This window comes from Bacillus oleivorans (assembly GCF_900207585.1).
GTDB classification, from domain to species: domain Bacteria; phylum Bacillota; class Bacilli; order Bacillales; family JC228; genus Bacillus_BF; species Bacillus_BF oleivorans.
In genome coordinates, this window is the sequence record NZ_OAOP01000001.1 from 41,856 (window position 1) to 64,201 (window position 22,346).

Genomic DNA, 22,346 nt, shown 5'->3' on the forward strand with positions numbered 1-22,346 from the left:
AAAATAAAAAGTTCAATTACAAAGAATCCAATAAAGATTCTCTTTGAAAGGAGAATAGGTATGGAAAAGAAAATATTAGTTGTTGATGATGAAAAACCAATTGCAGATATTTTACAGTTTAACCTTAAAAAAGAGGGGTATGAGGTCTACAGTGCCTATGATGGCAATGAGGCCATTAAATTAGTTGAAGAAGTAGTGCCAGATTTGATTCTGTTAGATATTATGCTTCCTGGGAAAGATGGCATGGAAGTGTGCAGAGAAATTAGGAAAAAACACGAAATTCCTATTATCATGCTGACTGCAAAAGACTCAGAAATTGATAAAGTTCTGGGGCTAGAACTTGGGGCAGATGATTACGTTACAAAGCCTTTTAGCACAAGAGAGCTGATTGCCAGAGTTAAAGCCAATATTAGAAGACAACAGCATGTGGCAAGCCAGGCAGATGAACAGGATGAAAACAGGGAGATTGAAGTTGGAGTCCTTACGATTCATCCTGACGCCTATGTCGTTTCAAAAAGAGGGGAAACCATCGAATTAACACACCGTGAGTTTGAGTTGCTTCATTATTTAGCCAAACATATTGGACAAGTCATGACGCGGGAACATTTGCTCCAAACCGTATGGGGCTATGATTATTATGGGGATGTCAGAACGGTCGATGTTACAGTACGGAGATTACGGGAGAAAATTGAGGATAACCCAAGTCATCCAACTTGGATTGTAACAAGACGAGGTGTCGGTTATTACTTGCGAAATCCAGATCAGGAGTAATTCGTTTTTATGAAAAAGGTCAGTTTTTTTCAATCAATACACCTAAAATTTGTACTGGTTTATATCCTCCTCATTTTAATCGCGATGCAAATCATTGGTGTATACTTTTCGCGGCAGCTTGAAATTCAATTCAAAGAGAACTTTCAGAACTCGATTAGTGACCGGGTAAATCTCCTTTCATATAGTATCGAGGAAGCAATGCTAAAAGAACGGGATGACGATGATCCCACCTTAGAGAAAGATGTATATGATATTTTAAGAGGATATTCCAGTGAAGATATTTTAGAAGTACAGGTTATTAATATTAATCAGCGTATTATTGGTACTTCTAAGGCAGAGAATCAGAACATAGTCGGTCAAAGAACAACCAACGCGCAAGTCAAAAGGTCCCTAGTAGTAGGGATTGCTGAAAATGATATTTTTAGAGACGACACAGGAAGAAGAGTTTGGATCGTCGCCAATCCAATCGAGGCAAAAGGCGAAATCCTTGGAACGATATATTTAATGGCTGATATTGAATCAGTATTCAATCAGCTGCAGGAAATTAATGATGTCTTTGCCAATGGTACAATCATTGCACTGACAATTTCCGTTGTTTTAGGAATATTGCTGGCTCAAGCAATTTCACGGCCAATCTCCGATATGAGACGACAGGCGCTTGCAATGGCAAAAGGTAACTTCTCAAGGAAAGTTAAAGTATATGGGTTAGATGAAATCGGACAGCTTGCATTAACCTTTAATAATCTGACGAAACGACTTCAGGAAGCACAAGCATCAACAGAGGGGGAGAGACGAAAACTAGCCTCTGTTCTTGCTTATATGACAGATGGTGTTATTGCAACGGATCGCAGGGGCAGAATTATCTTAATTAATGAATCTGCGATAGGTTTATTAAATGTTTCACGTGAAACAGCTCTTTCACAACAAATAACAACCCTGCTTGGTATTGAAGATAAGTATACGTTTGAAGATCTGATCAACGAGCAGGAATCGGTTATTTTAGATTATAGTACTACTCATAAACCATATATTTTAAGAGCTAATTTTTCAGTGATTCAAAAGGATACTGGATTGGTAAATGGTTTAATTGCTGTTTTACATGATATTACCGAACAGGAAAAAATAGAAATGGAACGCCGTGAGTTTGTCGCTAATGTTTCCCACGAGCTAAGGACACCATTAACTTCCATGAGAAGTTATTTAGAGGCTTTATCGGACGGAGCATGGAAGGATGAAGAAATTGCACCGCGCTTTTTAGAGGTTACACAAACAGAAACAGAACGAATGATCCGACTTGTCAATGACTTGCTCCAATTATCGAAAATGGACAGCAAAGACTACCGTTTTAGTAAAGAGATTGTTGACTTTACTATTTTCTTCAATCGTATTATTGACCGGTTTGATATTATCAAAGAACAGCATGTGACCTTTACAAGGGAATTACCCTCTAAAGCTGTTTTTGTGGAAATAGATGAAGATAAAATGACACAAGTCCTCGATAATGTTATTTCCAACGCATTGAAGTATTCCCCCGAAGGAGGAAATATTACATTTAGACTGGAAGAAGAATCTGATCAGATTAAAATTAGTGTGTCAGATCAAGGAGTAGGTATTCCAAAGGATCAAGTAAATAAAATTTTCGACCGTTTCTATCGGGTAGACAAGGCAAGATCTAGAAAATTAGGAGGAACGGGGCTAGGACTGGCCATTGCCAAGGAAATGGTAGAGGCTCATGGAGGGAAAATATGGGCTGAAAGTAAGGATGAAGTGGGAACCACTATCTTTATTACATTACCTTATGAACGGACAGATGAGGATGATTGGGCATGAAGAATATAGAAAAAATTAAATCAATAATCTTATCTATTCTTGTCGGCATTAGTCTGGTTCTCACTTATTTTCAATGGATTTATCAGCCAAGTAATGGCGTTATCGCCCCTGATGAATTAATAGGCTCTGTTGAGATAGCGGAAGAGCATAAGGCGGGGGAAGTTATTGTACCAACACAGGTCTTATTTCACCGCAGTGGAGTAACTTATGGAACAGGAAATATCGGAAAAATAACGGAGATGTATGAGAATATCAAAGAGTGGAATTTCTCTGAAACGACAGATATTACATCATTAATGCAAGGGGATAATGTTCTTAACTTAGTTCATGGGAATGGCAGTGTAGAATTCATTTTTGATGATAATGTCCCATTACAATTATTTAGCCGTATTCAAGGATTCTCGGAGAAGTATGTACCGAACGGAAATTTTGATCGTATAGTTCTCGATATGGGCAACTTTGACGGGAATAATTTGCCTGTTTATTTTATTACATACTTTGCCGATGAGAGAAGAATTTATGAAACCAATGCTAGCGGGGCAGCCGTTAAGGAATTCCAAACAAACTATTATCAAATCCCTCAAGGGTTCCCTGTCTATACGTATTATGATGTGGATGAAACCCACCGGATTTACTATCCGGTCAACGAAAATAATGAAGTCAGAATGTACAGCTATAAATTTGTATCTGACTACGTAGATACCAATCTTTTTAGAGATGCCCTTTTCAGCAAACCTAATAATGTTTCAAAAAGGTTTGTAACCGGAGGAGAAGAATATAACGATGGCTTAAGTTTAATGAGTGTTAATTACTTTAGTAATACGTTGTCTTATGTAGATCCAGCCAACGAGCCGGACTCTACTATTTCAATACCTGATTTACATCAGAGAGGTATTGATTTTATTAATGAGCATAAAGGCTGGACGGATCAATTTATTTATGACAGCTGGTCCCCTTTTGAAAATAAAGTTTCGTTTAGACTTTATCATCAAGGATATCCAGTATACAATGAAAAAGGACAAACAACGATTGACATTGTTTGGGGGGATGAAGGAATCTATCAGTACAATCGCCCCTACTTTGCATTAAAAAGTCATCTGCGTCTAGAGCATGAAACGGCAGAAGCAAACTTGCCGCCTGGAGATTTTGTCATTGAAAAACTTCTTCAGCAATTAGATGCAAAAAACCTTCAGGCTTTAAGACTTGGTTATAAATTTGTCCAGGACTCGCAAAACCCTGTAATAACATTAGAACCAACTTGGTTTTACAAACATGCAGGAAATTGGTTATCGATTACTTTTGATGATCAAGGAGGGGAAAAGCGTGGACTGGAGTAGAATAAAGACTATTTTTATAATAGCCTTCTTGATTCTGGATATTTTCTTGCTGTTTTGGCTAAGGGAAAAACAAGACAGTGAAAAACTTCCTTTTTTGAATGAAGCATCTTTTGAGGAAAAATTAGAAGAAAATGAAATTGTTGTAGAAAATGTCCCAACGGAAATCGGGAAAAATCAGTTTCTTATTAATGCCGATTCTAAGGAGTTTTCGGAAGAAGAGTTATTGTCATTGACAAACCAGCAGGTTGTTGTAAAAGAGGGTATTGAAATCACTTCAACATTAGATGAACCGATTCCCCTTGATTTTGAAGTGACTCCCGATAATATGAAGCCACTTTTAGAGGCAGCTGTATTATATGGAGATCAATATCGGTTATGGAAATACGATGAGGATACCCGTACTATTGTTTATTACCAAACTTATAAAGAATTTACCTTATATAATAATCAGAGCGGAAGAATAACATTTTATATAAACCAAAACAATGAAATTACCGGATACACACAAACTATGTTTGATTCGTTTGAAGAATATGGGGAACAAGGAATTCTTGAACCGATGAAAGCATTAGAAACTCTACATTCAAATGGAAAGATTAGACCAGGCAGCACTGTGAATGATATTGAGCTCGGATACTATACTCTTGTTCAGCTGCCGTCTCAGGTACTCGCACCAACTTGGTATTTTCAAGTAAATGAAGATCAGAAATATTTCGTTAATGCAATTGAAGGAACCATTATTGAAATGAATGATCTTAATACGATAACGGAGTGACAACGATGTCTTTGTTTTTTAGTGTTTTGGCAAGCGGGAGCAAGGGGAATGCAACTTATATAGAAACAGATCAGCATCGCTTTCTTGTCGATGCAGGGGTGAGCGGGAAACAAATGGAGGACCTATTTAAACAAATCGATCGAAGCCCTAAAGATTTATCAGGGATTCTTGTGACACATGAACACTCCGATCATATTAAAGGTTTGGGAGTACTGGCAAGAAAATACCAGCTCCCTATTTATGCCAATGAAAAAACGTGGCAGGCAATGGAAAGTCATATCGGTGATCTTGCAATCGATCAAAAGAATATATTTCGGATGGAAGCCGTTCATTCCTTTGGCGGACTCGACATTCAGTCTTTTGGAGTATCCCATGACGCGGCTGAACCCATGTTTTATGAATTTCATTACAAAGGAAAAAAATTGGTGATAATTACCGATACTGGATATGTTAGTGAGCGGATGAAGAGTATTATTCATAATGCAGATGCATACATATTCGAAAGTAATCATGATGTGCACATGCTGCGAATGGGAAGATATCCATGGAGTGTTAAACGGAGAATATTAAGTGATGTTGGTCATGTCTCAAACGAAGATGCAGCCATTGCCATGAGTGAAGTAATGGGAGATCGGACAAAGCGAATTTACCTTGCTCATTTAAGTCAGGATAACAACATGAAAGAACTGGCCAGAATGTCAGTCTCACAAACTTTACAAAGCAAGGGAATCCTAGTAGGTGAAGGCTTTGATCTTTATGATACAGATCCAAAAACCGCTACTTCACTAGTGGCTGTTTAAAAAGTTTGGGAATGAAGCTAAATATTAGTTTCATTCTTTTTTTACACTTTAAGAAAGTATAAAATTTTAGCAAAGTAGCAAATTCGACGCAGCTAAAATTTTTAGGAATAAAGTATAAGTGCAACTAGGCAATCGCCGGCGCCTAAAGGCTTGGCGCTAGCCAAGTTTTCTTTAGGTTATTACAATTAAATGTATTTGTATTTACAAGTGTTCTGAAACCATACTTTTTGTTTGTCGTACTATAATATAAAGAGGAGCTTTGTATGTATAGTGTATAAAAAGTACGGGAGAGCGCAATAATAGGTAGGATAAGTAGAATAAAAACCTTTCTGTACATATCAGTAAAGACAAAAGTGAAACAAAACTCTAGTTTTTACCCGAAAAAGAAAAAGAATTGGTATGCGAAAGGATGATGTTGGTTTGGGATACTATGATCAAGACTACGAACAGCCACCCAAAAATCAGAAGGGGAATAAAGGATACTTGCTCTCAAGTCTAGTCGGTATTGTACTTGGGGCATTATTAGTGATTATTGCGGTACCTGCCCTTATCAATTATAACGTTCTCCCGTACGATCCAGAGACCGAGACAGAAAATGCAGCTGGTATCGAAGGAGAAGCTCCAATACAGCAAAATGTATCAGTAGATGTTACGACACAGGTAACTGCAGCCGTTGAAAAAGCACAAGGCGCCGTTGTAGGTGTCACTAATATTCAGGCGAATAATTTTTGGAATCAGCAGGCGGAAGCGGGAACAGGATCAGGTGTTGTATATAAAAGAGCTGATGATGTAGCCTATATCGTGACGAACCACCATGTTATCGAGGGTGCCGATCAAGTAGAAATTACATTAGCAGATGGCACAAAGGCCCCTGGTGAGATTAGGGGCTCTGATATTTGGACAGATCTGGCCGTCATAGAAATTCCAGCAGAGCATGTTAGAACGGTTGCTGAATTTGGTGATTCCGATGCGCTGACTCCTGGGGAGCCAGTTATTGCAATTGGGAATCCTCTGGGGCTTCAATTCTCAGGCTCAGTCACACAAGGAATCATCTCTGGATTAGAAAGAGCGATACCGATTGATATCGACCAAAATGGTTCAGTAGATTGGCAGGCAGAGGTTCTCCAAACCGATGCAGCCATTAATCCAGGGAACTCTGGAGGGGCGCTTGTCAACATTAATGGTCAAGTTGTGGGCATTAATTCCATGAAAATTGCCCAAAATGCTGTCGAAGGAATTGGCTTATCGATTCCCATTAATGATGCGGTTCCTATTATTGAAGATTTAGAACGTTTTGGTGAAGTACAGCGGCCTTCTATGGGTATCACAATTGGGGGAGATGTCAGCTCTGTCTCCACTTATCACCAAAGAGAAACTCTTCAATTGCCAGAAGATGTGACGAAAGGTGTATTTGTTGCAGGAGTTGTGCCGAATTCTCCCGCTGCTCTGGCTGGTTTACAAGAGCTTGACGTGATTGTTGCTTTAGACGGTGAACCTGTAACCAATATCCTTGAATTAAGAAAACATTTATATAATGAAAAAGAAGTTGGGGACCAAATGGAGGTAACCTTCTACAGGAACGGTGAAAGACAAGAAGTGGTTCTCAAACTCGCAAGAGGAAGTATTTAATGAATCAAAAGGTGTGGATGATTATAAATCCACACCTTTTTTATATATTGTGGACAAGTTAATGTAATCGGTTATGATAGTATACGTGGATGAAATTGTGGAAAACTGTTTTTGGCTAATATTATCGAGGCAGCCACAAATACTTAATAAGTACAAAAAGTTAAAAAACTAAAGTATAAAAAACAGTAAAAAAGTGAGGGAAAGATTTAATGAAATCGTTGATATACTGCTGTTTAGAGCATGTTGATCTGGCATTAGATGATATAGTGGACGAAACGGGAGAGCCGCCGAGTTTAAACAAAGTTGAAGGCAAAAATGAACTATCAACAGGCTGTGAATATTGTCAAAATCCAGCGATATATGTTGTGGGGAACACTCATTCTGACACAATATGTGGACAATAAATGTGTATATGTGGATAACTTCTGTGGATATCTTGTTTGTAAAGTGAGGAAAACCTGTGAATATCACAATTTTGTCGGTTGGAAAATTAAAAGAAAAATATCTAAAGCAAGGAATCGAGGAATATGTCAAACGCATGTCGGGCTATGCCAAAGTGGAGATTGTCGAAGTTCCGGATGAAAAGGCCCCAGAAAATTTGAGTCCCAAGGAAGAGGAAATCGTCAAAGTTAAAGAAGGGGAACGACTCCTGGCAAAAATTAAAGACGAAGAATACGTCATTGCTCTAGCCATAGAAGGAGATACGCCCTCATCAGAAAAATTTGCAGCCAAACTCGATCAGCTTGCTACATATGGAAAAAGTAAAATTACCTTTATCATAGGCGGATCATTAGGATTAAGTACCGATGTTATGCAACGGGCGGATGAAGCCATTTCCTTTTCGCGTATGACATTCCCCCATCAGCTGATGCGGTTAATTCTAGTTGAACAGATTTACCGTGCGTTTCGCATTAATAGAGGTGAACCGTATCATAAGTAAATGAGGTTTTTTATTTAAATATATCCATCGCAGAGAAGTTAGATGTTATGTCTAATACACAGGTAATTTTAAAAACAGCTTAGTAAAATTTCTAAGCTGTTTTTGATCTTAATCCGATAAAATCCGTATAAAAAATATCGAGTGAAAAATCTATGATTACAATATGATGTAACTGTAAGGAGGGATGGAAATGTTACAAGAATTCAATCAATTAATGGATTACATCGAAAGGAATTTAACGAAAGAAATCTCTGGAAAAGAAATATCAAAAATTGTCGGGCTATCTGATTATCACTTTAAAAGAATGTTTTCGTATATGGCTGGAATGTCATTGAATGAGTATATCAAAAACAGGAGATTATCAGTAGCGAATGTTGAATTAATAAACGGTGCGAAGGTGACAGATGTTGCCTATAAATATGGCTATCAATCAATCGAAGGATTTTCAAGAGCCTTTCGTGAATGGTGTGGCTTCTTACCTTCAGAAGTAACGAAAAATAAAATTCAAAAATCATTTCCCAAATATACATTCTTTATAGATATAAAAGGAGGAATATCAATGGAATTCAAAATTGAAAAGAAAGAGAAGTTTAATATAGTAGGTGTATCAAAAAGAGTGCCAATTCAATTCGAAGGTATAAATAATGCTATCTTAGAACTAGCCCAGTCTATTACCGAACAGCAAAGAAATGAAATGCATCAATTAGCTGATTTATATCCTTATCAAGTCTTGAATGTATCCTATGATTATGATGATGGTTTCTTGGAAGAAAAAGGCCACTTAACTCATATGATTGGTTTTGCCACTACTAAAGAAAATCCATTCAATGATTTAGAACAAATTTCGATTGAAGAAAGTTTATGGGCAATTTTCCCTAATCAAGGACCATTTCCTGTTACCCTTCAAGAAACGACCGCAAAAACTTATTCGGAATGGCTGCCTTCTTCAGGTTATGAAATAGCCGGCCTGCCTGGAATTTCTTTTACAAAGCATGGTGGTACTTATGAAAATGTATATAGCGAAGTTTGGATGCCAATAAAGGAAAAAAGTAAGCGTTAGTTATAAAACTGAAGGTATAAGAGTTGTTTTCGAGGGGATGATCTGGTGTTCAGATTACTTCACACAGAATAAAGGGCCATAGGTATAAAACCTCATTTAGAAAGGTCACGGTGAACCGTATCACAAATAGTGGTAAAGCAGAAAATCAAATTGAATGTGGAAGCTAAAATGTTTAGTTAGCAAATGAATGGATAAATTTTCAGCGCTTGACACATGTAGAATGTGTGGTATTGATGTCAAAGGTTGAAAAATAGAAGGGCGGAAAGTGCCAGGAAACTCATATTCTTTATGATACCATAACAAATTCAATTATTCTTTCAGATCTTTGACTGTTGTAATAAGGCTACTGATTTTCTTACTATCAAAAGCCGGAAGGATAACGTAATAGTCCACTTTGCCTTATGAAAACTACAAATCTATTTAGATTTTTCTCTTGACCCTTGCTAAGCCCTGATGTAAACATTAAGATACAGCATGCAGCTTTATAACCATAACGATAAAGAGTCTTAATAAGACCGACAACAATATCGGGTCAGTTGGGCTCTTGTACCAGCTTAAGCTGTCCCAATAGACGTCTGCAACCACATTTGAAAAGTCTGAAGAATTACAAGTTACCACACAAAGATGAGGAGATGAGTTATGAAATTTCTGCTTACATCTGCAGGCATCAATAACAAAAGCATACATGACGCGTTGGTTGACATGCTGGACAAACCGATTGCCGAGTCTAGCGCCCTCTGCATTCCCACTGCGCTGTACGGACACCCCTGGGTCGGCCCCGGCATCAAAGCCTGGCAGTTCATCAGCGGTAATTCCGATCACATGGTCGACCTGGGTTGGAAGTCCGTCGGCGTGCTGGAGCTCACAGCGCTGCCAAGCATCGACGAAGACCGCTGGGTGCCGCTGGTCCGGGAGACGGACGTCCTGCTGGTGGCGGGCGGCGACGCCCTTTACCTGTGCCACTGGATGCGGCAATCCGGACTAGCAGACCTCTTGCCGTCGCTGCGTACAGTCTATGTGGGAATGAGTGCTGGGAGCATGGTGATGGCGCCTAACATCGGAGAATACTTCGTTGGCTGGACTCCACCCAACGGTGGTGATGAAACGCTGGGTTTGGTCGATTTTGCAATGTTTCCGCACCTGGGGATGCTGCCGTATAACACGATGGCTGCTGCTGAGAGATGGGCCGCAGGGATGCAGGGGCCGGCGTATGCAATGGATGATCAAACCGCCATCAAAGTGATCGATGGAGCGGTCGAAATTGTATCCGAAGGGCATTGGAAACTGTTTACGCCATGATCTTACTATGCTGCTAGCTTCTTGGGCGAATGCACCGAGTACTTCAAATCAATGTTGAGGTATTCATCGGGATTCCGTTCAAGTACCAATGGCGGAGAATAGAAGACTTCGATTTTGTTGATGCTTGATCGACTTGTTCGGTGACAACCTAACAGTGATGTACTCGGAGGTCAAATATCAGATTGGATAGGTCCATCCACTTACCTAATAGTCGAAGTCTAATAATCCTCTTAAGAAAGGGAACCAACCAAAACGTCTGCATTAATGATTACTAAAACAGTGATGATCGCCAAAAACACGACGGCTGGCATCGTTTTACCAATCGGATCTTTGACTCTCACATGGGCAAGACACGCAACGATCATATTGATGCCGAGCCAGACACCAGCCCATACAACAGCTTCTGGAACCCAATAGCCGATGATGAGTACGACAGCTCCGACTAATTGTCCGACACCCGTGACGGCACGAAACCATTGTGGAAGTTTAATTTCATTGAAGATGTCGACCCAATACTTAACTCCTATAGTCTTGCTAACCCCTGAAAAAAGAAAATATAAGACAAGTAAAGATTGAAGAACAATTGAAAGTATTTCCATTTTTATTTCCTCCTTTTATTTTCAGTAGTTAAAACCTGTGTTACTGTTTTGCTAGTAGCTTTTCCAGCTGTTTACCCATTTTCACCCAACCAAGTTTCGCTCCGTTGTATTCATTACCCTCATTTTCAAATCCAGTTTGTTCGAGATGCATATGGGTGGTTCCTTCCACTTCTTTCAGTGTCCATGTGACCATTGTATTTTCCCCACCGGTTTCCCAAGTATAAGAAAGCTTAGTTGGTTGATCGACAACGAGCACTTCAGAATTGACAATTCCATCCCAAAATTTATTCGGTTCGGTCCGAAACTGAAATTTATGGCCAACGACCGGTTTAAAATCATTTTCCATTACCCATTTCGCGAGCATCTTAGAATCCGTTAAGGCTAACCATACACGCTCGATTGAACTGGTAAATTGAAAATCCAATGAAACTGTAGGCATCTTATCTTCCTCCTCTAACAATTTCTCCAAAAGTAACTTTTTTTCATTCCAAAATTTTGTATAATACGTTACCCAATCTTGAATTTCCTGAAGCGGTTCTGCATTGAGTCGATACCGTGTTTCCCTTCCGACTTTTCGACTTATGACAATACCTGCATCTTTTAGGATTGCCAAATGTTTGGAAACTGCTGTGCGACCCATTTGAAACTGATCGGTTAACTCATAGAGAGGCAATTCTTCCACTTTTGCCAAGATGTTAATCAACTCGCGCCGTGTTGGATCGGCAACAGCATCATAAACATCTCTTGCTTCATCTTTCTTTTTCAATACTCCCTCCTCCTAGTCTTAGTATGAAAGGACACCATTTAGTGTCATAAATCATACTCCAATAATAAGACACCATTTAGTGTCATGTCAAGTTAATTTTCTGAATTTACCGTATTTTTTTGAAAAAAATTGTTTAGACATATTTTAGACATAAAAAAACCGACTACATACCCCGTAAACAAATGTAGTCGGTTGATTTGTACGTATTTTTAACTGAGTTAGTTCGAAATTAATAATATTGTAAAACCAAACTATGGTACATTGTTGTCAAAGATAATTTTACAAATCTAAAATCTTCTCGACCTACATAATAAAGATAGATAGATTTTGTTTTCTGGCTTAAATTGATCTTAGGAGAGGGAAACAAAATGGAGAAAATAAAATATTTGGGAGTGGCACTGTTAATCGGGGTGCTGATTGGTGTAGCATTTTGGTGGGTAAGTGTTCTACAACAAGAGCTGGAAAATGCCATCGATCAGTCGGAAAAAATAGAACAAGACCGATTAAATAAATTTTTTTCCGATCTTACTAGTGTTTACGGATATCTTTACTCACGGGAGAACGGGTCATTCCTGCTGTTCCTGAAAATCGATGAGGCACTACTCGAAGGCGAATTAACAGGCTCTCTACTTATGATGGAAAAAACGGTGAATGAAAACAACCCGTACAAAGAAACTAGGTATGTTTTGAACGGTATTACAGACGGAATTATACTGCAGTGGTACACCACTGTAGACGGAATATCAACCAAGCTGGAAGGAAACTTTCATGAGTCTGCCGCTAGTTTTGACTTGTCATTTTGGACCACTGATGAAAAACTGTTGTTTCATGCTGTAACTGAAGAAGAATTTAAACAGAGTTACGAGGAATTTAAAACCAAGGTACAAAGATAGACCTCCAAAAAAAGAAGAACCTTATTTTCATACAATCCAGAGAACCTTATCATAAATAAGTGAGATGTTTACTTTTTACAAAAATAAGTGGATTACTGCTTAGCTTTTAGATGTAGAGAAGATTTTATGAAGAGGAGATGTAGAAACATGAACGCGGTGACCTTAGTTGAAGAAACCAGAGCAGGCATAGTTGAAAATGTTCATACCGGTATGATTTGCGGGGTAAATGAAAAAATAGAAACGATTTACTATGCAGGGGATTCTGATCATTACACGTATTATCGGTCTGCAGCTAAACCCATCCAGGCGCTGCCTGTATTTTTATCAAATTGTATAACGAAATATGGACTAACGAATGAAGAAGCTGCTTTGTTTACAGCTTCTCACCGAGGAGAATCCTATCATATCGCTGCCCTTGAATCAATGTTACAGAAATTACCTGTCCGTGAAGATGAATTGTTTTGTCCTTATTCCTATCCCTTAAATGTTAAGCCAAAGGAAGAAATGCTTCGAAAAAATTTGGAGAAGAGAAGGCTATACCATAACTGTGCAGGAAAACATATGGGGTTTGTGACGGTTTGCCGTGAATTTGGATTCCCGGTCGAAGGATATTGGGAAGTGGATCACCCTCTTCAGCAACAAATATTGAAATTGCTTTCGGAGCTGGCGGAATTGCCTCTCTCTGAGATAAAGATTGGAATAGATGGTTGTGGCGTTCCTGTTTTTGCAATTCCACTAAAGAATATGGCGCTAACGTATTTAAAATTAGCATGTCCAGATTTGATTAAAGATCCATTCTTGCAAAAAGCTGTGACGCAAATGATTAATATCATGAATGAACATCCACGTATCGTTGCTTCAGAGGACTTTATTTGTTCCGTCCTGCTTCAGGATCAAAATATCGTAGCAAAAGGAGGAGCACAGGGGGTATATTGCTTCGGTTTAAAGAAAGAAAGGGCTGGCTTTGCTTTAAAAGTGTTAAATGGATCAGAGGATGTCTGGCCTGTGATTATAGCTGGCATTCTCGAGCAAATTAGCTATGAAAACAAACAAACGATAGCTAGTTTACGAGCTTTAAAACCATCAATTTTTAAGAATGATGCAGGGGCAGAAGTGGGGAAGATTAACGAAAAGTTTATATTAACTGGAATGCAAAATACGACTTCAGAAATATATCGGATTTGATACATTAGGGGTTAGCTAGTAACAAAACAAGGTTTTGCAGTTGAACATAATTGTAAGGTGGATGTTTATGCTTAAAGAAGTCTGTGTGGAGAATTTTACGATGATTCCCGATGTGATTGCAAGAGGAGCAGGCCGTATTGAGCTTTGTGACAATCTTGCTGTCGGGGGTACAACGGTAAGTCACGGTGTTGCAAAAAAGACTATTGAATATTGCCAAAGTAAAAATATTAAGGTCATGGCCATGATAAGGCCAAGAGGTGGCAATTTTATTTATAGTATTGAAGAAATTGAAATGATGAAGCATGATCTTATCCATCTAAAACGGTTAGGTACAGATGGAGTAGTGCTGGGCTGTTTAAATAATACTGGCTGGATTGATGAGATGGCTATGGTCACCCTATTAGAATTGGCAAAAGGGTTAGAGGTTACCTTTCACATGGGGTTTGACCATATAAAACCTGAATATCAGTTTAATGCGATTGATTGGCTCGCAAAACACAGAGTACATCGAATCTTAACCCATGGAGGCCCTATGGATTCCCCAATTGAGCATAACCTTCCCAGATTGAAGGAATATATAGACTATGCGGCGGGCAGAATTGTTATCCTCCCTGGTGGCGGAATTACTTATAAAAATCTGCCATTCGTAGCCAAAGCATTAAATATAAACGAAGCTCATGGGACAAAAATAGTCGGCTAAAATACCAGCTCATAAGAAAGGGAGCTTTTTTATTAAATTCTAAAAAACGTCGAGGAATTTATTTACCCTCGGTTTTTGTATTTAATATAGCTATAGTGGATATTAGTCATGGATTTGGAGTTTACTAGATAATCGTATATAAGAATCTATGAAGAAAATAAAACCATACAGTGCAACGAAGAAGGATAGCGGTTCATTTGTAACGGCAAACCAAGGCATTAACCCTAGCAAGAAACTGGGTCTAAGACCTCGGTTTGTGCTTATTCCTAGGGCCATGTGGAAGGTCTTTCTCTTTTTACCAGAAAGTAGCTTTTAACTATCAAAATATAAATAATTTGATAAACTATTAATAGGTTATAATTGATACAGAAAAGGTGTGTGACTATGTCGCTCCATGGCTTTCTGATACTTAAGCAGGAGCGCCTGCATCCTTTCTGCAAATCTTAGGGATAAGGATGAGCAATAATGAGCAACAGATATGCTACAACAGACGTTATCTTAATTGGTGCCGGAATCATGAGTGCAACTTTGGGGACACTGCTTAAAGAATTAGCACCGGACTGGAACATTACAGTGTTTGAGAAGCTCGACAAAGCAGGAGAAGAAAGCTCTAACGAATGGAATAATGCAGGAACAGGGCATTCTGCACTGTGCGAGCTTAACTACACCCCAGAAAAACCGGACGGATCCATAAATATTAGCAAAGCGATAAAAATTAATGAACAGTTTCAGGTCTCAAAGCAGTTTTGGTCTTATCTTGTAAACAGCAATCTGATTCGTAATCCGCAAGATTTTATCATGCCACTGCCCCATATGAGTCTAGTACAAGGGGAAGAAAATGTAGCGTTTTTGAAAAAACGTTTTGAAGCGCTGTCAAACATTCCATTGTTTCAAGGGATGGAATTTTCTGATGACCTTGAAAAACTAAAGAAATGGATTCCGCTTATTATGGAAGGCCGTACATCGAATGAAGCGATAGCTGCAACAAAAATTGACTCTGGAACGGATGTCAACTTTGGTGCTTTAACACGCATGTTGTTTGACCACTTAAAGAATCAAAACGTCGATATCAACTACAAACATCAAGTTGATGATATTAAACGTACCAGCGACGGCTTCTGGGAATTGAAAGTAAAAAATCTTGATAGCGGTTCTGTCCAACGTCATACTGCAAAATTCGTCTTTATCGGTGGCGGAGGCGGAAGTCTGCCTTTGCTGCAAAAAACTGGTATTCCTGAAAGTAAGCATATTGGAGGATTCCCAGTAAGCGGACTATTCCTGGTATGTAACAATCCAGAGGTTATTGCGCAGCATCATGCAAAAGTATACGGCAAAGCTGCAGTTGGTGCTCCTCCAATGTCTGTGCCGCATCTTGATTCAAGATATATTGATAACAAAAAAACGTTATTGTTTGGACCGTTTGCCGGCTTCTCACCAAAATTCTTAAAAAATGGTTCAAATTTTGATTTGATAGGTTCTATAAAACCGAATAATGTCTTGACTATGTTAGCGGCAGGTGCAAAAAACATTCCATTAACAAAATACCTCATCCAACAACTTATGTTATCAAAAGAACAACGTATTGAAGAATTACGCGAGTTTATTCCGAACGCTAAAGGTGAGGATTGGGATATAGTGATAGCGGGCCAACGTGTGCAAGTTATCAAAGATACTGAGGCCGGCGGTAAAGGAACACTTCAATTTGGTACAGAGGTTGTAAGTAGCAGTGATGGCTCGGTTGCTGCATTGCTTGGCGCTTCTCCGGGTGCTTCTACTGCCGTTCACGTCATGCTTGAAGTAATCAAAAAATGTTTCCCGCAACATCTTAAAGCGTGGGAACCAAAAATTAAAGAAATGATTCCTTCCTATGGCGTGTCACTAGCGGAAAACCCAGAGCTTTTCCAAGAAATTCATACTTTAACAGCACAGGCGCTTGGATTAGCGGATAATAATGATAAAAAACATGTTAACCTCGCATAACGAATGGCTAAAAGGAGAGAAACAATGGCTTACAATAATTTAGTAGCTCGAGTTGAATTAAAAAATATTTCGTTTGGTGAAGTCGCTTCTGTTATCGCAAAAGCAGGGGGAGATATTGTATCAATTGATGTGATTAGCTCTAGCGGGGAATCTTCAGTACGCGACATCACAATTGAAGTAAGGGATATAGAGGAGGAACGGGTTCTTGATCATCTGAAAGCAATCCCAGGTGTTAAAGTAATTAACGTTTCAGATCGAACATTTCTCGCGCATTTAGGCGGAAAAATATCGACGAAAACAAAGATACCTATTAAAAATAGAGATGATTTATCAAGGGTTTACACTCCAGGCGTTGCTCGTGTATGTTCCGCTATTTCTGAAGATCCGCGGAAAGCCTATTCTCTGACGATTAAAAGGAATACTGTCGCCGTTATCTCAGACGGGAGTGCCGTACTCGGTCTTGGAAATATAGGACCGCTAGCATCGGCTCCAGTCATGGAAGGTAAAGCTATGTTATTTAAACAATTAGCGGATGTCGATGCCTTTCCAATTTGTTTGGATACACAGGATACAGAGGAGATCATTCAAACAATAAAAAATATAGCGCCTATTTTTGGCGGGATTAATTTAGAAGATATCAGTTCACCACGCTGTTTCGAAATTGAACAGCGTTTGAGTGAAGAATTAGATATTCCGGTTTTTCATGATGATCAGCATGGAACCGCTGTGGTTGTCGTTGCAGGTCTTTTAAATGCTTTAAAAGTTGTCGGTAAAAAAATTGAAAACGTTCGTGTGGTTGTGAATGGAATCGGAGCAGCCGGCGTTGCCATTTGTAAAATGCTTATCAATGCGGGTGTAAAGCGCCTTGTTCCCGTGGACCGTGATGGAGCAATCATTAATGGCGGAACCTATCCTTATCCAATGTGGCAATGGCTCGCCGAACAAGATCAAGTTGAAAAGCAGCAAGGAACATTAAGAGACGTTATTAAAGATGCAGATGTTTTTATCGGCGTATCAAGGGGCGGTGTTTTGTCGGCTGAAGACGTTCAGAAAATGGCAGAAGATCCAATCGTTTTTGCGATGGCTAACCCTAATCCCGAGATTTCCCCAGAAGAAGCTCTTGAACATGTTAGAGTATTTGCAACAGGACGCAGTGATTACCCAAACCAAATTAATAACGTTCTAGCATTCCCTGGCATTTATCGTGGAGCTCTCGATTGTCGGGCAACTCATATTAATGAGCCTATGAAGCTTGCTGCAGCTCGTGCGATTGCTGCGGTCGTAACGGATAAAGAATTGAACGAGCACTATATTATTCCGAGTATTTTTAACGAGCAAGTCGTTTCAAAAGTACGACATGCTGTTATACAAACAGCTATTTTAACAGGGGTATCCCGTCGTATCCCCAAAGATTTTAGATAGAGGTCATCTCTTTCCTTAATTTAATCAATCCTTTTTATTTGTTTATTTAACCCTAATTCTTTTGTAGAGTTAGGGTTTTTTGGTGTTTGAATTTGGATAACAATCGGAAAGGAGAATCATCCGGATTACGCCAAATCTAATAGCTACTTGGTATTTTAATAGTAATACTGACACATGTTTTGGGGCTCGATATCATTCTGTAGTCTCATTTAAACAGCAATTTTCGAAGGTATACGACAATTGATACCAATCTGGTCCATGTAAAACTACCTATTTTTCTGATTGAAATGTTAGTTTTAATAGATTGCGATTGGTAAGCATGACCTATGGAATGAAGAAATACCATTATTAAACATTAATCCCAACGAAATCTTATAACCGACTACCTGTTTGACTGCTATAAAACGAAATATATATGTCTATTTTCATATATTTCATTACTCGAAATATGTCTAATGAATAGCTCGAATACTCTATTAAAGCTATCAAAAATAACCTATAAAATAGGAGCAAGCAAAAAATAAGGTGGAGGGATATGTTGATGAGTTTGAGAAAAAAAATCTTAGCTGTTTCTTTATCTAGTTTAATCGCATTAGGGACTCTTACCGCTGTAACTCTTCCAGCGGGTGCTGTTGGAAATGGTCCAGAACCTGGCCATGGTTCCATCCAAACATCAATCCTGCATACTTATGAAAGCATGGCAGACTACCTCAAAACTCAAGATGCAAAGCAAGACGCGATGGAGCTTGAAGTCATTGGACAGACTGTTAAAGGACGAGATATTTATCTAGCAAAATACATCTCTAATCCAGAAAATCCAACTATTTTATTTCTAACTCAGCAGCATGGAAACGAACAGCTTACAACTGAAGGAGCTCTAGAATTTATCAAACACTTAGGTACCAACAAAACAAAAGGTGTTTTGGAAAATGTAAACATACTTGTTCTTCCAATGCTGAATGCAGACGGTGCCATGGGTGATGTTAATTTTTCGCTTGATGACTACTTAGCAGACGGGGATCGCCATCTTACCCGTTATAATGCAAATGAAGTTGACTTAAACCGGGAACATGATAAAGCTGTTGAGGATATGGAAGTTGAAGTAAAAGCATTGCATGAAAATGTGTTTGCAAAATACGATATTGATTACATGATTGATTTACACCATCAAGGAGCAATGAACGAAACGGAGGGTGAACTTGTTTCTGGATCCATCCTATATCCAACGAATTCCGCAGTAAAACCAGAAGTTTTAGAAGGATCTAAAAAGCTTGGGGCTGTAGTGTATAACGCACTTGAAAATACGGGTTGGGGCCACATAGGTAAATATAATGGCGGAAGTGGTGCCAATATTGGGCGTAATGGAGCTGCGGTTCGTTATGATATTTCAACCCTTCTTTTTGAAATGCGCGGAATGTCTGATCACTATATCGAGTCATACGCCCTAGGTCAAAAAAGTAATGGGTATTTGATTAAGCAAACGATTATTACATTAGACACAACGGTAAGAGCCATTGCAGATGGATCAATTGAAAATGCTGATACAAGCTTCTGGGATACTCTTCCGACGCAAACAACAAGACCAGGTGAAGAAGATAGTGAATAACATCTTGCATTCTGTTTCTATAGCGGCAAAAAAACTGTTGAAGCTGGTTATATATTTTTCAAAAGTCAAAAACCTCTATCCAAATTTGGGTAGAGGTTTTTGACTATAGAAGTAATCGAATTGATTCACTTATATAATCAGTTATTAAATATATTGGCTAACCGTTCACGGCTGTCTTTCATACATTATCAGTAATATAGGCAAGTGTACCGTGGAAGGAGAAATTGGAATTGAGGAGATTAATCCTTGATTTACTTAGAAAAGGTGGATTTAGATTATATGCTAGGCACGGGGAAGCAACACTGGGAGAAGATCAGCCTTATTTAAATTTCGATTCGTGCTTTACCCAAAGAAATCTTTCAGATAGGGGAAGGAGACAGGCTCTTTACTACGGAGCTGCTCTCCGTAATTTGCAAATTCCTATCAGTTACCCAATTGTAGCGAGTCCTTTTTGCAGAACAAAAGAAACGGCCCAATTGGCATTCGGCAGTACAAATGTGCAAATGGATCCCTTTTGGATTGAAATTTATAAGTTGAACAGAAACTTGTCAAATATAGAACAAAAAAGAATCTTAGACTCCCTTCGTACCGTGTTAGAAATTAAACCCCCATATGGAAGCAATCAGGTTATTATCGCTCACAGTTTTCCAAAGGGTATTGGGCTTGGGCAAATCCCACATATGGGAACAGTAATTGTTTGGCCTAAGGGACAAGGAAAAGGCTATGAAATCTTCGATAAATTATCTTTATCAGATTGGGGGTGATTTTCAGTATTTTTTTATTCCAGAGGCAAACCAGTAGTGTTAATATGTCCATTTATAGATTGATTACGATTAAATTAAGGGAGACCATTTTTAAACTGTGCCAAAAATTAAGGGAGATTTACTCAGTCATTTCGAGATTCCAAAACATAACAATATTGATATGTGGATAAAAAGGAGGCAAAAAAATGATTGATGTAACCCAACTTATATGGATTGGTGCAGGTGCCGGTATTATACTTCTTATTGAAGCTTTAGGGTGGTTTTATTGGCGAATTTGGGGTAAACCTTCTATTCGCGAATATGTATCAGAAGAAGAGGAGCCTGATGGTGAATACCAAATTATCAAACGGGTAAAAACACCGACACAACGAATCGCCCTTGTTAAACATCAAGATGAACTGCTTATATATTCGAATGGAGATGTAATGTTTGGAACAACTGAAGACGATGAAATATATGCTGAAGCATTAATACATGTACCAATGGCAGCTGCGGGTAAACGGGAGTCCATTCTGATAATTGGCGGCGGTGGGGGAATTACAACAAGAGAAGCTCTTAAGTATCCAGAAGTAAATAAGATCACGACAGTAGATATAGACGAAATTATGATGGATTTTGGTAAAAATTTGGAACCGCTCGTTAAATTTAATAAAGGTTCATTGAATCACCCCAAAGTAAAAACGGTGATAGAAGACGGACGAAAATTTGTTGAAGAAAATCATGAGAAATGGGATGCCATTTTCATAGATATTCCTGAACCGAGCGGGGAATGTCCGGAACTAAGCCGGCTCTTCAGTTTGGAATTTTTTAAGCTTTTAAAAGAAAGATTGGAACCAGATGGCGTGGTTAATATCTCTTGTCCTTCGTTAGCCTATATACCTGATTACCTCTGGAGTGTACATGCCACCTTAACAGCAGCAGGATTTCATGTCTTGCCTTATCATTTCGATGTAATCTCAGAATATGAAGATGACTACGGGTTTTGTATGGCAACAAACCGCCCCATTTTTCCAGATGAAATAACCATTCGTATTCCTACACGTTACCTATCAAAAGCGAGAGTTCAGGATATGTTCTATATTCCTTATAACTATAATAAATACTGGTCAAATAATAAAATTCAAACAGATAGTAATCTAGCTCTTGCCGAAATTGTTGATGATTGGGATGATTAATTAACTAAAAATTTGCAAGCTGCCAAAGGAACTTTTACAATAATAGATACTAAAAATAAAAGTAAAACAGGTGACAATGATGGAAAAATCTATTGCTGAAAAGCTAAACCTACAAAAATATGAAAAGGCAGCAGTACTAAATCTACCTGAAGGTACAGATTATTTAGCGGAACTAGAAGATTATGATACAGACCTTACCAGCAGTTCGTACGATCTTATTTTTGCCTTTGTGTTAGATCTAAAGTCCTTAAAGGCATTAGTTGATCGGATAATTGAAAAAAATATCCTAAACAAAAATGGCTATATTTATTTGGCCTATCCAAAAAAGGGCAATAAAGTATATCCTACGTTTATTCATCGTGATGAATTATTAGGTGGTTTGGGCGCAGATGCAAATGGATATATTGGGTCTAGCAACGTTAAATTTGCCCGGATGGTAGGGTTAGATGATGTATTTACAGTTGTTGGTCTCAAGGAGGATGCCAAAAGCAAACATCAGACATCCACAAAAGCAAGTCAGTGCGTAGATGATTATATCGAGCTTATTCCGCAAATTGAAAAAGACCTCGAAGATACACCTGAACAGCTAGCCATCTATCAATTACTTTCTCCAGGTTACCGGAAAGATTGGGCCAGGTTTGTGTATAGTGCCAAGCAGGAAGAAACTAGAGCCAAACGCCGTGAGGAAATGAAAATAATACTGGCTGCCGGTTACAAGAGCCGCGATCTTTATCGCAGGGATCATTCATAAGATATACATTGGGTTTGATTTGAAAACAAAAAAGGAGAAGTTTCTTGTATGAGAAAACTTCTCC

The 22,346-nt window shown here is 38.7% G+C and carries 21 protein-coding genes and 1 pseudogene; 19 read left to right on the forward strand and 3 right to left on the reverse strand.

Annotation, left to right across the window (positions count from 1 at the left end):
- Positions 1–60: 60 nt before the first annotated feature.
- The 10 genes from yycF (at position 61) to CRO56_RS00240 (ending at position 10,441) form a co-directional block, all read left to right on the forward strand.
- Positions 61–771: a response regulator YycF gene (yycF, locus tag CRO56_RS00195; protein WP_097156585.1), complete on the forward strand. Its 711-nt coding sequence runs from the start codon at positions 61–63 to the stop codon at positions 769–771.
- A gap of 9 nt (positions 772–780) precedes the next feature.
- Positions 781–2,601: a cell wall metabolism sensor histidine kinase WalK gene (walK, locus tag CRO56_RS00200; RefSeq protein ID WP_097156586.1), complete on the forward strand. Its 1,821-nt coding sequence runs from the start codon at positions 781–783 to the stop codon at positions 2,599–2,601.
- A complete protein-coding gene (locus tag CRO56_RS00205; RefSeq protein WP_097156587.1) occupies positions 2,598–3,938 on the forward strand; it encodes a YycH family regulatory protein in 1,341 nt (446 codons plus the stop codon). Before walK ends, CRO56_RS00205 begins: the two co-directional genes overlap by 4 nt.
- Positions 3,925–4,713 (forward strand): two-component system regulatory protein YycI, encoded by a 789-nt coding sequence (locus tag CRO56_RS00210; protein ID WP_179714122.1) that lies wholly within the window; start codon positions 3,925–3,927, stop codon positions 4,711–4,713. The genes CRO56_RS00205 and CRO56_RS00210 overlap by 14 nt, the downstream gene beginning before the upstream one ends.
- Before the next feature lie 5 nt (positions 4,714–4,718).
- Positions 4,719–5,513 (forward strand): MBL fold metallo-hydrolase, encoded by a 795-nt coding sequence (locus tag CRO56_RS00215; protein WP_097156589.1) that lies wholly within the window; start codon positions 4,719–4,721, stop codon positions 5,511–5,513.
- Positions 5,514–5,933: 420 nt separating this feature from the next.
- Positions 5,934–7,142: a S1C family serine protease gene (locus CRO56_RS00220; protein WP_097156590.1), complete on the forward strand. Its 1,209-nt coding sequence runs from the start codon at positions 5,934–5,936 to the stop codon at positions 7,140–7,142.
- Between the two features lie 209 nt (positions 7,143–7,351).
- A complete protein-coding gene (locus tag CRO56_RS00225; protein WP_097156591.1) occupies positions 7,352–7,546 on the forward strand; it encodes a CxxH/CxxC protein in 195 nt (64 codons plus the stop codon).
- A gap of 56 nt (positions 7,547–7,602) precedes the next feature.
- A complete protein-coding gene (gene rlmH / locus CRO56_RS00230) occupies positions 7,603–8,082 on the forward strand; it encodes a 23S rRNA (pseudouridine(1915)-N(3))-methyltransferase RlmH (protein ID WP_097156592.1) in 480 nt (159 codons plus the stop codon).
- A gap of 190 nt (positions 8,083–8,272) precedes the next feature.
- Positions 8,273–9,142 carry an AraC family transcriptional regulator gene (locus CRO56_RS00235; RefSeq protein ID WP_097156593.1) on the forward strand — a complete coding sequence of 290 codons (870 nt, stop codon included), beginning with the start codon at positions 8,273–8,275 and terminating at the stop codon, positions 9,140–9,142.
- A gap of 639 nt (positions 9,143–9,781) precedes the next feature.
- Positions 9,782–10,441, forward strand: coding sequence for a Type 1 glutamine amidotransferase-like domain-containing protein (locus CRO56_RS00240; RefSeq protein WP_097156594.1), 660 nt, complete (start codon positions 9,782–9,784; stop codon positions 10,439–10,441).
- Positions 10,442–10,671: 230 nt separating this feature from the next.
- Here CRO56_RS00240 and CRO56_RS00245 read toward each other — a convergent pair whose 3' ends face one another.
- The 3 genes and pseudogenes from CRO56_RS00245 to CRO56_RS23350 all read right to left on the reverse strand — a co-directional run.
- A complete protein-coding gene (locus CRO56_RS00245) occupies positions 10,672–11,040 on the reverse strand; it encodes a DoxX family protein (protein WP_097156595.1) in 369 nt (122 codons plus the stop codon).
- A gap of 40 nt (positions 11,041–11,080) precedes the next feature.
- The gene (locus CRO56_RS23140; protein ID WP_245855557.1) at positions 11,081–11,479 is read right to left on the reverse strand and encodes an SRPBCC family protein; all 399 of its coding nucleotides are present in this window, start codon (positions 11,477–11,479) and stop codon (positions 11,081–11,083) included.
- A pseudogene (locus CRO56_RS23350) lies at positions 11,480–11,806 on the reverse strand (ArsR/SmtB family transcription factor); the annotation flags it as partial.
- A gap of 368 nt (positions 11,807–12,174) precedes the next feature.
- On the opposite strand from CRO56_RS23350, the gene CRO56_RS00255 reads away from it, so the two are divergent.
- From CRO56_RS00255 to CRO56_RS00295, 9 genes are all read left to right on the forward strand, one after another.
- Entirely contained in the window at positions 12,175–12,699 is a 525-nt protein-coding gene (locus tag CRO56_RS00255; RefSeq protein WP_097156597.1) for a hypothetical protein, read from the forward strand.
- A gap of 147 nt (positions 12,700–12,846) precedes the next feature.
- Positions 12,847–13,884: an asparaginase gene (locus CRO56_RS00260; protein ID WP_097156598.1), complete on the forward strand. Its 1,038-nt coding sequence runs from the start codon at positions 12,847–12,849 to the stop codon at positions 13,882–13,884.
- A gap of 67 nt (positions 13,885–13,951) precedes the next feature.
- The gene (locus tag CRO56_RS00265; RefSeq protein ID WP_097156599.1) at positions 13,952–14,584 is read left to right on the forward strand and encodes a copper homeostasis protein CutC; all 633 of its coding nucleotides are present in this window, start codon (positions 13,952–13,954) and stop codon (positions 14,582–14,584) included.
- Positions 14,585–15,049: 465 nt separating this feature from the next.
- The gene (locus tag CRO56_RS00270; RefSeq protein ID WP_097156600.1) at positions 15,050–16,564 is read left to right on the forward strand and encodes a malate:quinone oxidoreductase; all 1,515 of its coding nucleotides are present in this window, start codon (positions 15,050–15,052) and stop codon (positions 16,562–16,564) included.
- Between the two features lie 24 nt (positions 16,565–16,588).
- Complete coding sequence (locus CRO56_RS00275; protein ID WP_097156601.1) at positions 16,589–17,986, forward strand: NAD-dependent malic enzyme; 1,398 nt, start codon at positions 16,589–16,591, stop codon at positions 17,984–17,986.
- A gap of 541 nt (positions 17,987–18,527) precedes the next feature.
- Positions 18,528–19,592, forward strand: a complete 1,065-nt coding sequence (locus CRO56_RS00280) for a M14 family zinc carboxypeptidase (protein WP_097156602.1) — start codon at positions 18,528–18,530, stop codon at positions 19,590–19,592.
- 230 nt (positions 19,593–19,822) lie between these two features.
- Positions 19,823–20,356 (forward strand): histidine phosphatase family protein, encoded by a 534-nt coding sequence (locus CRO56_RS00285; RefSeq protein ID WP_097156603.1) that lies wholly within the window; start codon positions 19,823–19,825, stop codon positions 20,354–20,356.
- Between the two features lie 185 nt (positions 20,357–20,541).
- Complete coding sequence (locus CRO56_RS00290; protein ID WP_097156604.1) at positions 20,542–21,531, forward strand: spermidine synthase; 990 nt, start codon at positions 20,542–20,544, stop codon at positions 21,529–21,531.
- 79 nt (positions 21,532–21,610) lie between these two features.
- Positions 21,611–22,282, forward strand: a complete 672-nt coding sequence (locus CRO56_RS00295) for a YdeI/OmpD-associated family protein (RefSeq protein WP_097156605.1) — start codon at positions 21,611–21,613, stop codon at positions 22,280–22,282.
- Positions 22,283–22,346: the final 64 nt, after the last annotated feature.